The organism is Clavibacter sp. A6099 (assembly GCF_021919125.1).
Taxonomy (GTDB): domain Bacteria; phylum Actinomycetota; class Actinomycetes; order Actinomycetales; family Microbacteriaceae; genus Clavibacter; species Clavibacter seminis.
Window position 1 is genome coordinate 825,995 of the sequence record NZ_CP083439.1, and the last position, 12,709, is coordinate 838,703.

12 protein-coding genes are annotated in these 12,709 nt (G+C 75.2%); 8 read left to right on the forward strand and 4 right to left on the reverse strand.

Annotation, left to right across the window (positions count from 1 at the left end):
• Positions 1 to 107 precede the first annotated feature (107 nt).
• From KYT88_RS04010 to KYT88_RS04040, 7 genes are all read left to right on the forward strand, one after another.
• Positions 108 to 1,337, forward strand: a complete 1,230-nt coding sequence (locus KYT88_RS04010; protein ID WP_043584911.1) for an NAD(P)/FAD-dependent oxidoreductase — start codon at positions 108 to 110, stop codon at positions 1,335 to 1,337.
• Positions 1,334 to 1,672, forward strand: coding sequence for a (2Fe-2S)-binding protein (locus KYT88_RS04015; RefSeq protein WP_012037493.1), 339 nt, complete (start codon positions 1,334 to 1,336; stop codon positions 1,670 to 1,672). The genes KYT88_RS04010 and KYT88_RS04015 overlap by 4 nt, the downstream gene beginning before the upstream one ends.
• Complete coding sequence (locus tag KYT88_RS04020; RefSeq protein ID WP_237583777.1) at positions 1,669 to 3,321, forward strand: NAD(P)/FAD-dependent oxidoreductase; 1,653 nt, start codon at positions 1,669 to 1,671, stop codon at positions 3,319 to 3,321. The genes KYT88_RS04015 and KYT88_RS04020 overlap by 4 nt, the downstream gene beginning before the upstream one ends.
• Positions 3,318 to 4,235, forward strand: a complete 918-nt coding sequence (locus KYT88_RS04025) for a dihydrodipicolinate synthase family protein (protein ID WP_043584909.1) — start codon at positions 3,318 to 3,320, stop codon at positions 4,233 to 4,235. Before KYT88_RS04020 ends, KYT88_RS04025 begins: the two co-directional genes overlap by 4 nt.
• A gap of 7 nt (positions 4,236 to 4,242) precedes the next feature.
• On the forward strand, positions 4,243 to 5,244 hold the full coding sequence (locus KYT88_RS04030; RefSeq protein WP_043584906.1) for a proline racemase family protein: 1,002 nt from the start codon (positions 4,243 to 4,245) through the stop codon (positions 5,242 to 5,244).
• A gap of 25 nt (positions 5,245 to 5,269) precedes the next feature.
• Positions 5,270 to 6,781 carry an aldehyde dehydrogenase family protein gene (locus KYT88_RS04035; RefSeq protein WP_237583778.1) on the forward strand — a complete coding sequence of 504 codons (1,512 nt, stop codon included), beginning with the start codon at positions 5,270 to 5,272 and terminating at the stop codon, positions 6,779 to 6,781.
• A gap of 182 nt (positions 6,782 to 6,963) precedes the next feature.
• Positions 6,964 to 9,195 carry an acyl-CoA dehydrogenase family protein gene (locus tag KYT88_RS04040; RefSeq protein WP_043584745.1) on the forward strand — a complete coding sequence of 744 codons (2,232 nt, stop codon included), beginning with the start codon at positions 6,964 to 6,966 and terminating at the stop codon, positions 9,193 to 9,195.
• A gap of 70 nt (positions 9,196 to 9,265) precedes the next feature.
• Here KYT88_RS04040 and KYT88_RS04045 read toward each other — a convergent pair whose 3' ends face one another.
• The 3 genes from KYT88_RS04045 to KYT88_RS04055 form a co-directional block, all read right to left on the reverse strand.
• A complete protein-coding gene (locus tag KYT88_RS04045; protein WP_237583779.1) occupies positions 9,266 to 9,613 on the reverse strand; it encodes a type II toxin-antitoxin system PemK/MazF family toxin in 348 nt (115 codons plus the stop codon).
• Entirely contained in the window at positions 9,607 to 9,858 is a 252-nt protein-coding gene (locus tag KYT88_RS04050; RefSeq protein WP_043584747.1) for a CopG family transcriptional regulator, read from the reverse strand. Before KYT88_RS04050 ends, KYT88_RS04045 begins: the two co-directional genes overlap by 7 nt.
• A gap of 84 nt (positions 9,859 to 9,942) precedes the next feature.
• Positions 9,943 to 10,638 carry an SGNH/GDSL hydrolase family protein gene (locus KYT88_RS04055; protein ID WP_237583780.1) on the reverse strand — a complete coding sequence of 232 codons (696 nt, stop codon included), beginning with the start codon at positions 10,636 to 10,638 and terminating at the stop codon, positions 9,943 to 9,945.
• Positions 10,639 to 10,911: 273 nt separating this feature from the next.
• Here KYT88_RS04055 and pip point away from each other — a divergent pair, with 273 nt between their 5' ends.
• Positions 10,912 to 11,880 (forward strand): prolyl aminopeptidase, encoded by a 969-nt coding sequence (pip, locus tag KYT88_RS04060; RefSeq protein WP_043584751.1) that lies wholly within the window; start codon positions 10,912 to 10,914, stop codon positions 11,878 to 11,880.
• A 19-nt stretch (positions 11,881 to 11,899) separates the two neighbouring features.
• On the opposite strand, the gene KYT88_RS04065 is transcribed toward pip, so the two are convergent.
• Positions 11,900 to 12,397: an FAD synthase family protein gene (locus tag KYT88_RS04065; protein WP_012037503.1), complete on the reverse strand. Its 498-nt coding sequence runs from the start codon at positions 12,395 to 12,397 to the stop codon at positions 11,900 to 11,902.
• Between the last annotated feature and the right edge of the window lie 312 nt (positions 12,398 to 12,709).

Genomic DNA, 12,709 nt, shown 5'->3' on the forward strand with positions numbered 1-12,709 from the left:
CGGCGCCGCCTCGCTTCCCCTGCGCCACGATGTGTGACATATTACTGTCACCGCCGTTCGCCACCCCGCCTCCCCGAGGCGCATCCACCCGTGAGAGCAGGGACACCATGACGCGTCACGTGGTCGTCGTGGGCGGGGGCATCGTCGGGGCCGCGTGCGCCCGGTCGCTCGCCCGCGCGGGGATCCGCGTCACGGTCGTCGAGCGCGCCGCGGTCGCCTCCGGCACGAGCGCGCAGGGCGAGGGCAACATCCTCGTGTCCGACAAGGGCCCGGGCGCCGAGCTCGAGCTCGCCCAGCTGGCCGCCCGCCGCTGGCCCGAGGTGGCCGCCGAGCTCGCGGACGAGCTGGGCTACGCGCTGCCCTCCATCGAGTACGAGCCCAAGGGCGGGCTCGTCGTCACGACCACCGACGAGGGCGCGGATCCGCTCCTCGCCTTCGCCGCCACCCAGCGCTCCGCGGGCGTCGACGCCGTGCCCGTCGACCGGCGCCGGGCGCTCGAGCTCGAGCCGTGGCTGAACCCGGCGATCACCGCGGCCGTGCACTACCCCGAGGACGCGCAGGTGCAGCCCGCCATCGCGACCGAGGCGCTCGCCGCGTCGGCCAGGCGGGCGGGCGCGGTCGTGCGCACCGGGGTCGAGGTCATCGGGCCGCTGCTCGACGCGGACGGCGCGCTCCGCGGGGTGCGGACGAGCGCGGGCGACATCCCCGCGGACGACGTGCTGATCGCCGCAGGGCCGTGGTCGGGCGAGGTGGCGCGGACCCTCGGCGTCGAGCTGCCCGTGCTGCCGCGCCGAGGCGTCGTCCTCGTGACCACGCGCATGCCGCACCGCATCCGGCACAAGGTCTACGACGGCGACTACGTGGGCGCGGTCGGATCCGGCGACGGCGCGCTGCAGACCTCGGGCGTCGTGGAGTCGACGCCGTCGGGGACGGTGCTCATCGGATCCAGCCGCGAGCGCGTCGGCTTCGACGCGTCGCTGCGCGTGGCCGTGCTCGAGGAGCTCGCCGCGAAGGCCGTGCGCCTCTTCCCCTTCCTCGTCGAGGCGAACGCGATGCGCTCCTACGGCGGGTTCCGGCCCTACCTGCCCGACCACCTGCCCGTCGTCGGACCCGACCCGCGGCTGCCCGGCCTCTGGCATGCGAGCGGCCACGAGGGCGCCGGGATCGGCCTGTCGGTCGCGACCGCGGACCTCATCGTGGCGCAGATGATGGGTGTCGCGACGCCGCTCGACGTGCGGCCCTTCTCGGTCGCGCGCGCCTCGCTCGGGCTGCTGATGCCCGGGGCCGCCGCGCCCGGCGTCGCGCTGCCGACCGACGCGGCCGGAGCGCGCGCATGACGCCGCGGCGCGTGGATCCGGCGCGCGACCCGATCCGCCCGGAGCCGGCCGCTGCCGTCCGCTTCACCGTGGACGGGGATCCCGTCGAGGGCGTCAGCGGCCAGACCATCGCGGGCGCGCTGCTCGCCTCCGGCACGCTCGCCTGGCGGACGACCGCGAGCGCGGGCCGTCCCCGCGGGGTCTTCTGCGGGATCGGCGTGTGCTTCGACTGCACCGTGACCGTGAACGGGCTGCCCGACGTGCGCGCCTGCCAGCGGCGCGCGGTCGAGGGCGACGTGGTCGAGACCGGGCCGGGCGCGACCGTGCCCGACGCGCGCGCGGGGGAGGCGTCGTGAGCGGCGCGGACGACCGGCGGCACGTCGTCGTGATCGGCGCGGGACCGGCCGGGCTGGCCGCCGCGGTCGCCGCGCGAGGTCGCGGGGCGCGCGTCACGCTGCTCGACGCGTCCGACGAGCTCGGCGGCCAGTACTGGCGGCACCTCCCGGCGACGCGGCCCGCCGCGCGCGAGCGGATCCTGCACCACGGCTGGGACGCGTTCACGGCGCTCCGCGGGCGGCTCGCGGCCGACGACGGCTGCGAGATCGTGACGGGCGCGCAGGTGTGGGCGATCGAGCGGCCGGATCCGGACGCGACCGGGCCCGCTGACGCGCCCGCGCCGCCCGCCGCCGTCGTGCACGTGCTGGTCGGCCAGGTCGACGGATCCCGCCGCGAGCCCCTGACCCTCCGCCCGGACGCGCTCGTGCTCGCGACCGGCGCGCACGACCGCACGCTGCCCTTCCCCGGCTGGGACCTGCCGGGCGTCTTCAGCGCGGGCGCCGCGCAGGCCCTCGCGAAGGGCGAGCGCGTGCGCGTAGGCGACCGCGTGATCGTCGCGGGCGCCGGCCCCTTCCTCCTGCCCGTCGCCGTGTCGCTCGTGCAGGCGGGGGCGCGCGTCGTCGGGATCCACGAGGCCGCGCGCGTGCCCGGTCTCGCCCGCGGCTGGCTGCGCAGTCCGCTCGGCCTCGCCCGCGCCCCGCACAAGGCCGCCGAGCTCGCCGGGTACGTCTCCGTGCTGGCGCGGGAGCGCGTCGGCTACTCCACGGGCAGCGCGGTGGTCGCGGCGCACGGCACCGACCGCGTCGAGGCCGTGACCGTGCAGCGGCTCGACGCGTCGTGGGCGCCGATCCCGGGCACCGAGCGGCGGATCGCCGTGGACGCCGTGTGCGTCGGCCACGGGTTCACGCCCCGGCTCGAGCTGCCGATCGCCGCGGGCTGCCGCATCGGCGCCGACCGCTTCGTCGAGGTCGACGCGTCCCAGGGCGCCGGGCCCGCCGGCGTGCACGCGGCGGGCGAGATCACGGGCATCGGGGGAGTGGATCAGGCACTCGCGGAGGGCGAGGTCGCGGGGCACTGCGCCGCGGGCGGATCCCCGTCGGACGCCGCCGTCGCTGCCGCCGTCCGCCGCCGCGCCGTCGCGCACGACGTGGCCGTCCGCATCGAGGCCGCGCACGGGATCCGCCCCGGCTGGACCGGCTGGCTCCGCGACGACACGCTCGCGTGCCGCTGCGAGGAGGTGCCCGTCGGCCGGATCCGCGCGACCGCCCGCGCCGCGCGCTCCACCGACCTGCGATCCATGAAGCTCGCCACGCGCGCCGGCCTCGGCATCTGCCAGGGCCGCGTCTGCGGGCGCACCGTCGAGCAGCTGCTCGAGGCCGAGGCGCCGAGTTGCGGGGGTTCCGCCGCGACCGCTCCCGCGACCGTCGCCCCTGCCGGCCCCGGATCCGACCGCCGCCCCATCGCCTCGCCCGTGCGCCTCGGCGAGCTCGCCGCCGCGTACGAGCGCCGCGACGCCGGACCCCCCTCCCTCGCCGCGGCCGCGCCCGGCGTCGACGACCCGCCCGCCGGCGTCGCGGATCCGCCGCCCGCCGCCGATCCGCCGCGCGACACCGCGCCCCCGACCACCCCCGCACCTCCCCGCACCACCGACCGGAAGGACACCCCTTGACCGCACCCGCCCTGGACCTCGGAGGCGTCGTCGTCGCCACCACGCTGCCGTTCCGCGAGGACGCGTCGGCCCCCGCCGGCCTGGCCGTCGACTACGACGCGTACGCCCGGCACTGCGACTGGCTCATGTCGAACGGCTGCCGCGGCGTCGGCCCGAACGGATCGCTGGGCGAGTACTCCTCGCTCACGGACGAGGAGCGCCGCAAGGTCGTGCAGGTCGCGGTCGAGACCGTCGGCGACCGCGGGATCGTCGTGGCCGGCGTGCACGGCGTCGGCTGGCACCAGGCCAAGAAGTGGGCCGAGATCGCGGCCGAGGACGGCGCGGACGGCGTGCTGCTCCTGCCGCCCACCATCTACCGGGCGAGCGACGACGAGGTCGTCGAGCACTACGCGCGCGTCGACGAGGTGGGCCTGCCGATCATGGCGTACAACAACCCGTTCGACACCAAGGTCGACCTCACGCCGCAGCTCCTGCAGCGCCTCGACGCCCTCGAGAACGTCGTGGCGATCAAGGAGTTCTCGGGCGACATCCGGCGGGTGACGGAGATCCAGGACCTCACGGGCCTCGACGTCATCGCGGGCGCCGACGACCTGCTGCTCGAGTCGCTCATCATGGGCGCCGTCGGCTGGTTCGCGGGCTACCCGAACGCGTTCCCGCGCGAGGCCGTCGAGCTGTACGGGCTCGCGACCAGCGGCCGCATCGAGGAGGCCAAGGAGCTGTACCGCCACCTCGTGCCGGTGTTCCGCTGGGACTCGCGCACCGAGTTCGTGCAGGCCATCAAGCTGTCGATCGACGTGGCAGGCGAGAGCACGGGCGGCCCGACGCGTCCGCCGCGCGCGCCCCTGCCCGCCGCGGTCGCCGCCGAGGTCACGCGCGACACGCGCCGCGCGCTCGACCACCTCGCCGGGCGATGATCGAGGGATGAGGTCCTCCCGCGTCTTCCACGCCGTCGACTCGCACACGGAGGGCATGCCGACCCGCGTCGTCACGAGCGGGTTCGGCGTGATCCCCGGCTCCACCATGAACGAGCGCCGACTGCACCTGATCGAGCACCTCGACCACCTGCGGCTCCTGCTCATGACGGAGCCGCGCGGCCACGCGGCCATGAGCGGCGCGATCCTGCAGCCGCCCACGCGCGACGACTGCGACTGGGGCGTCCTCTACATAGAGGTGTCCGGCTGCCTGCCGATGTGCGGCCACGGCACCATCGGCGTCGCGACCGTGCTCGTGGAGACCGGGCTCGTGGAGGTGCAGGAGCCGGTCACCACGATCCGGCTCGACACCCCCGCCGGCCTCGTGATCGCGCGCGTCGACGTCGAGGACGGGCGTGCCGCGTCCGTCACGATCGAGAACGTGCCCTCCTACGTGGAGCGGCTCGACGCGGTCGTCGATGTGCCGGGCTACGGCGCCGTCCCGTACAGCCTCGCGTTCGGCGGCAACTTCTACGCGGTCGTCGAGCTCGACGCGCTGGGGCTGCCGTTCGACCGCGAGCGGCAGCAGGAGATCCTCGCCGCCGGGCTCGCGATCATGGGCGCCATCAACGAGCAGGACGCGCCGTCGCACCCGGAGATCTCCGGCGTCGACCACTGCCACCACGTGGAGTTCCTCGCGCCCGGATCGGACGCCAGGCTCTCGCGGCACGCCATGGCGATCCATCCCGGCTGGTTCGACCGGTCGCCGTGCGGCACCGGCACGTCCGCGCGCATGGCCGAGCTGTGGGCGCGCGGCGAGCTGGCGGTCGGCGACGAGTTCGTCAACGAGTCGTTCATCGGCAGCCGCTTCACCGGGCGGATCCTGCGGGAGACGACCGTCGCCGGCCGGCCCGCCATCGTCCCCGCCATCACCGGGCGCGCGTGGATCACCGGCATGGGACAGTACCTGCTGGACCCCACCGACCCGTTCCCGAGCGGCTTCCGGTTCTGAACCGGCGCCCCCACCGAGGAGAGACATGACCCCGCACGAGACCGACACGACCATCGACCCGACCGTGGATCCCGCAGTCGCCGCGACCGTCGACGCCGTCGCCGCGCGCGCCGCCCTGGCCGCCGCGCCGCTCGCCGCCCTGGCGCCCGCCGCCCGTGCCCGCGCGCTCGACGCCGTCGCCGACGCGCTCGAGGCGATCCGCCCCGAGCTGCTGCCGGTGGCCGAGCGGGAGACCGCGCTCGCGCCCGGCCGCCTCGCCGGCGAGCTGACGCGCACGACCGTGCAGCTGCGGATCCTCGCGGCCGCCGTGCGCGACGGCCGCTACCTCGACGCCCGCATCGACCACGCGGACGCCGATGCGGCGCCCGCCCCGCGCCCCGACATCCGCCGGTACCTCGTGCCGGTGGGTCCGGTGCTCAACTTCGCGGCGTCGAACTTCCCGTTCGCGTTCTCCGTCGCGGGCGGAGACACGGCGTCGGCGCTCGCTGTCGGCTGCCCGGTGGTCGTGAAGGCGCACCCGGGTCACCCCGAGCTGTCGCGCCGGGTCGCCGAGGCCGCGTCCGCCGCGCTCGTGGCGGCGGGCCTCCCCGAGGGCACGCTCCAGCTCGTCGAGGGCGAGGAGGCGGGGCTCGCCGTGCTGCGCGACCCGCGCATCCGCGCCGCCACCTTCACGGGATCGCTCCGCGCCGGCCGCTTCCTCGCCGACGTCGCCGCCGCCCGCCCCGACCCGATCCCGTTCTTCGGCGAGCTCGGCAGCGTCAACCCCGTCGTCATCACCGAGCGCGCCGCCGCCGAGCGCGGCGAGGACATCGCGTCGGCACTCGTGGCGAGCGCCGCCGGATCCGCCGGGCAGCTCTGCACCGCGCCCGGCATCGTGCTGATCCCCGCGGGCCACGGCCTCGACCCCGTCCTCGCGGAGGAGGCCGGCGCCGTCGCGCCGCACGGGATGCTCAACCCGAGGATCGCCGAGGGCTACGCGGGCGGCCGTGCCGCCGCGATCGCGGTCGACGGCGTGCGCCTCGTCGCGGAGGGCCGCGCGCCCGCGGGCGACGACGGATCCGTGACCCCCACCGTGGCCGCCGTCTCGCTCGCCGACTTCGAGGCCGCGGCCGACGTGCTGCGCCACGAGGTCTTCGGGCCGTTCGCGCTCCTCGTCGAGTACCCCGCGGGCACCGACCTCGCCGCGCTCGCCGCCTGCACGTTCCAGGGCGAGCTGACCGCGAGCGTCCACCTCGGCGCCGAGGAGGCCGATCCGGCCGCGGCCGAGCTGATCCGCGTGCTCGCCGCCCGCGCCGGCCGCGTGCTCGTCGACGCCTGGCCCACGGGCGTCTCCGTCACCGACGCGCAGCAGCACGGCGGACCCTGGCCCGCCACCACGCTCGACCGCGGCACGAGCGTCGGCACCGCGTCGCTCGACCGGCTGCTCCGCGGCGTCGCGTTCCAGGGCGTGCCCGACGCCCTGCTGCCGGAGCCGCTGCGCACCGCGAACCCGTGGGGCGTGCCCCAGCGGGTGAGCGCGCGCGGCGCCCGCGCCTGACCCGCGCCGTCGCCGATCGGGTCGCCGGGTCGGCCCGTCGCTGAGGGTTCCCACAACCCGCGACCGCCTGCCGCGGGAGCGCGTTGGAGGCCCGCGACGTGTTTTTCGGCAGGTGGAGGATCCGTGCATAGCGTGGCGAGTGCCGGCAGGGATGCCGGCGCAGGCGACGGCACGGAGGATCCATGGTCGACACGGCGGCACGAGGACGCACCACCCGCGGCACGAGGGGACGAGGCCCCGCCGCGGGTGCGCAGGACGGGGCTCGTGAGGCGGTGCTCCCCGAGGGCGCGCTCCGCGAGGCGGGCGTCCCGGTCGCGGGGGATGTCGACGCCGAGGTCGCGCTCGAGCTCGACCGCGCAGACGGCGATGCGGGGACCGACTCCGGCCCCCGCGTCGACGTCGAGGGCCTCGGTCGCGTGCTCCTCGGGCGCTGGGCGGACGTCCGCCGCTCGTCGCGCGAGCTGACCAGCCGCCCCGAGCTGCACCGCATCGAGGGCCTCGACATGCACCAGCACCGGGCGCGCGTGAGCGAGCAGCTGAAGATCCTCGTCGAGCACGGCGGCGTGCACCGCGCCTACCCGATGTCCGTCGGCGGGCTCGAGGACCACGGCGGCAACATCGCGGGCTTCGAGGAGCTCGTGGCGGCGGATCCGTCGCTCCAGATCAAGGCCGGCGTGCAGTGGGGCCTGTTCGGCTCCGCGGTGATGCACCTCGGCACGGAGCGCCACCACCGCGAGCTGCTGCCGGGGATCATGACGCTCGCGACGCCCGGCGCGTTCGCGATGACCGAGACCGGCCACGGTTCCGACGTCGCGAGCATCGGCACGACCGCGACCTACGACCCCGAGACGGGCGAGTTCGACCTGCACACCCCGTTCCGCGCCGCGTGGAAGGACTACCTCGGCAACGCGGCCGTCGACGGCCGCGCGGCGACCGTGTTCGCGCAGCTCGTGACCCAGGGCGTCAACCACGGCGTGCACTGCTTCTTCGTGCCGCTGCGCGACGAGACGGGCGCGTTCCTGCCCGGCGTCGGCGGCGAGGACGACGGCCTCAAGGGCGGGCTCAACGGGATCGACAACGGCCGCCTCCACTTCGACCACGTGCGCGTGCCGCGCGCGAACCTCCTCAACCGCTACGGCGACGTGGCCGAGGACGGCGCCTACACGTCGGAGATCGCGAGCCCCGGCCGCCGCTTCTTCACGATGCTCGGCACGCTCGTGCAGGGCCGCGTCTCGCTCGACGGCGCGGCGACCAGCGCCGCGAAGATCGCGCTGCAGATCGCGATCACCTACGGCAACCAGCGTCGCCAGTTCGTCGCGGGCGGCACCGACGAGGAGGTGCTGCTCGACTACCAGCGCCACCAGCGCCGGCTGATACCGCGCATCGCCACCACCTACGCCGCGTCCTTCGCGCACGAGAAGCTGCTCGTGCAGTTCGACTCGGTGTTCAGCGGGAAGACCGACACCGACCAGGACCGGCAGGACCTCGAGACCCTCGCCGCCGCGTTCAAGCCCCTCAGCACGTGGCACGCGCTCGACACGATCCAGGAGGCGCGCGAGGCGTGCGGCGGCCAGGGCTTCCTCGCCGAGAACCGGCTCGTCGGGCTCCGCGCCGACCTCGACGTCTACGCGACCTTCGAGGGCGACAACACCGTGCTCCTGCAGCTCGTCGCGAAGCGCCTGCTCACCGACGTCAACCGCCGGTTCGCGAAGGCCGACTTCGGGGTGCTCGCGCGGTACGCCGTGGAGCAGGCCGCGGATCGGACGCTCCGGTCGACGGGCCTCCGGACGCTCGGGCAGGCGCTCGCGGACCGCGGATCCACCGCCCGCTCCGTCGGGCAGCTCCGCGAGCCGGACACCCAGCGCGCGCTCCTGACGGGCCGGGTCGAGACCATGGTCGGCGAGATCGCGACCGCGCTCCGGGCCACCCGCAAGATGCCGCCGGCCGAGGCCGCGGCGCTGTTCAACCGGCACCAGGACGCGCTCATCGACGCCGCCCGCGCGCACGCGCAGCTGCTGCAGTGGGAGGCCTTCACCGAGGCGCTGGATCCCGCGTCGGAGACCGGCCGGGCGATGGACGACGGCACGCGCCGCATCCTCACCTGGACCCGCGACCTGTTCGGCCTCCGCCTCATCGAGGACGACCTGGCCTGGTACCTGATCCACGGCCGCATCAGCTCTGCGCGCGCCCGCGCCGTCAGGGCGTACGTCGACCGGCTCGTCGCGCGCCTCCGCCCGCACGCGCAGGACCTCGTCGACTCCTTCGGCTACTCGGCGGCGCACGTCCGGGCTCCCGTCGCCTCCGGGGAGGAGCGCGACCGCCAGGACGAGGCCCGCGCCTACCGCGACGCCCGTATCGCCGACGGCACGGCGCCGCGCATGGAGAAGAGCGAGAGGAAGGCGGCGAAGGGGTAGCCCGGGGCGCGCCGGCGCGTGCGGCGCCGCCTCCGCTTCGCCCACGACGACCGTGCGCGACAGGCAGGCATCACACGGCGAGGAGGAGCCGCACCGCGGCCGACACCTCCGCCATGAGGTAGCCGGGGAGGTGGCCCACGGGGTGGGGCTCGATGGACTCGCGACTGACCGGCCCGATCTGAGGGACTACCGCCACCGAGTCCTTGTCCAGGCCTGACGCGGCCGCCGGGATGAACACGTTCCCCGGGAAGGCCTGGAGTCGCACCTGCGAGGTGAACGGGATCAGCACGATCGTGGCGACGCCGCTCTCGTTGAGCCAGTCGTCCTGGATGACGAGGGACGGCCGGATCTTCGCCGGCTCCGACCCTCTCGGAGCTCCGAAGTCGACCCACACGACGTCCCCGCGGGAGATCACCACTCCGAACCGGTCCGCGCGATGCGCTCCGACTCGCGCAGGAATTCCCCGCCCGCAGTGGGTTGTCCGACCTCGGCGATGGCAGCGTCCGCGAGGCGCGTCAGCTCCGCCTTGCCGGCTCCCTCCAGCTCATCGGCGAGCTTCTGTCCGGCGACGCGGTAGAACTCGGAGCGGGTCATCCCGAAGCGCTTGGCGACGCGATCGAATCTCTCGAAGTCGACGTCCGGGACGGAGATGGCGGTCTTCATGGCCGCGAGTATAACCGGTCATACCCCGCTCGTCGGATCCTCCATCGGCCGTGGCCGTGGCCGTGGCCGGAGCCCGGGTCCCCGTCAGCGGGAGACGGGACGCGCGTCGCCCAGGAACGGCATGACCGCCTCGGCCCAGTGCGCGTGCATCACGCGGTAGGAGAAGCGGTCGCGGACGTGCAGGCGCGTGCCGGAGATGTCGGGATAGGGCGCGTGGATGACGCCGCGCTCGGGGTCGTCGAGGAGCGCCGTCGCCCCGTTCAGCCGGGAGACCTGGGCCTGGAGGAGCTTCCGGGCGACCATCGGGATCGGCTGGAAGCGATCCATGGGCGGGATGCCCGTGAGGACGATCCGGCACGCGTCGCCCGCCTGCGCGCGGATGCAGCCGACGATGACGGTCAGCCGGTCGAGCCACTCCTCGACCGACGTGGCGACGAGCACGTCGGGGATGCCGAGGGCCACCACCGCGAGATCCAGGGGCGCCGCGGTGCGGCCGGCGACGGCTGTGGCGGCCTTGCGCGCCGTCATGTCGTACGCCGCGATGCTCTCCCACTCCACGCCACGGCCCGTCTGCGCCGCGCGCCGGGCGGCGATCTGCGCGGGCATGGCCATCCCGGCGAGGAGCACGCCGTACCCGGCGACGCCGATGTCGCCGATGAACAGGACGCGCTCGGGATCCGGGCCCGGGGCCGTGGAGACGGCGTCGTGCTGCGGGAAGATCCCGGCCTCCATCTCGCGCATGTAGAGGAGGAGGTGCAGGCGCAGGGTGGGCCGCGCCACAGCGGCCACGGCGCCGTGGGCCAGCGGCGTCAGCGGCCGTAGCGCGGCGCGGGCGACGGTCCGTGGAGAGGGACGCCTCACGGGCAGGGCGGGCAATGGGTCCTCGTCTCAGGGCGGGGATGCGGTGGGTTCCCTCGCAGGGTACGCGGAGCGGGCCGCAGCGCCCACCCGACCCGCGGATCGACGGGGCGGTCGGGGGTGCGCGGACACCGCCGCCCGGTGGGTGCGGCGTCGCTCGGCGGGCCCCGCGTCGCCCGCCCGTAGGCTCGTCGCATGCAGAGCCTCTTCCCCGAGATCGACCCGCACGACACCGGCATGCTCGACGTTGGGGACGGCCAGCTCCTCCACTGGGAGGTCTCGGGGAACCCGGACGGGATCCCCGTCGTCTTCCTGCACGGCGGTCCCGGTGGCGGCACGAGCCCGACCCACCGGCGCCTCTTCGACCCGGCCCGCTACCGCATCGTCCTCGTCGACCAGCGGGGCTGCGGCCGGAGCACGCCGCACGTGTCGACCCCGGAGGCGGACCTCTCCGTCAACACCACGTGGCACCTCGTGGCCGACCTCGAGCGGCTGCGCGAGCACCTGGGTGTGGAGCGCTGGCTGGTGTTCGGCGGATCCTGGGGCTCGACCCTGGCTCTCGCCTACGCCGAGACGCACCCGGCCCGCGTGACCGGCCTCATCCTCCGCGGCATCTTCACCCTCCGCGCGACCGAGCTCGACTGGTTCTACGAGGGGCCGGCCGGCATGGTCTACCCCGACGGCTGGGAGGCGTTCACGGCGCCCGTCCCCGGGGTGGAGCGCGGCGGGATCATCGCGGCGTACTCGCGGCTGCTCGCGGATCCCGACCCCGAGGTCCACGGGCCGGCGGCCGTCGCGTGGAGCACGTGGGAGGCGTCGGGCATCACGCTGCTGCCGAAGCCCGAGGTGGTCGCGCGGTTCGCCGAGCCGACGTACGCGCTGGCGTTCGCGCGCATCGAGAACCACTACTTCATGCACGGCGGCTGGATGGAGGACGGGCAGCTGATCCGCGACGCGCACCGCATCGCCGGCATCCCGACCGAGATCGTGCAGGGCCGCTACGACATGTGCACGCCGGCCGTCACCGCGTGGGACCTCCACCGGGCGCTGCCGGACGCGCGCTTCACGATGGTGCCCGACGCCGGGCACGCGTTCGACGAGCCGGGCATCCTCGACGCGCTCATCGCGGCGACCGAGCGCGCGGCGGACCGGCTGGCGGGCTAGCCGCGCATCCGCCCGGCCGCTAGCGGCCGACGAGCGCGGGGGAGCCGTGCGCGGCGGGCTGGGCCAGCGTCGCCGCGGGAGCCGCCGCGGGCGCGCCCACGCCGCTCAGGATGTCGAGCGCGCGCCGCAGCCGGGTGCTCGAGGTGTGCATCGTGTACGGGAAGTACACGACCTCCACGCCGACGGCCGCGAACTCGGCCTCGAGGCGCTCGCCCTTCGGGGTGCCGCGCCAGTCGTCGCCCTTGAAGAAGACGTCGAAGCCGACCTCGCGCCAGGTGTCGACCTTGTCCGGCAGCGTCTCCGCGCGGGCCTGGTCGACGTAGCTGATGTGGCTCACGATCTCGAGGCGCTCGGCGAGCGGCACCACGGGCGTGATGCCCTTGTTGAGCTCGAGCATCTCGTCGGAGACGACGCCCGCGATGAGGAAGTCGCAGCGGCTCTTGGCGTGCTTGAGGATGTTGAGGTGTCCGACGTGGAAGAGGTCGAAGGCACCGGCGGCGTAGCCGATTCGGGTCATGGCACACGTGTCTCGGGTCGTCCGCCGTCCGGGCGCGGGTACGCGCGGATGCGGGATCGGGTGCAGCCCGGTGCGGGTACGCCGGGCGGGGGCCTCCTGCTCCTCACGACGCGGGTACGTCGGCCGCCCTGGGTGGGGGTGACGGGAGCGGGTGGACCTCCGGCGATCTTACGGGCGACCCGGCCGACCGCGGAAGCGGGATACCCGAACGGGGGGCATCCCGGTGATCCCGGGGGCGCGCCCCCGTCGCGGCGGCCATGACCTCCATTCGGGGGACACAACAGGCTGTTTCTGGGTTACATTCAACGAACC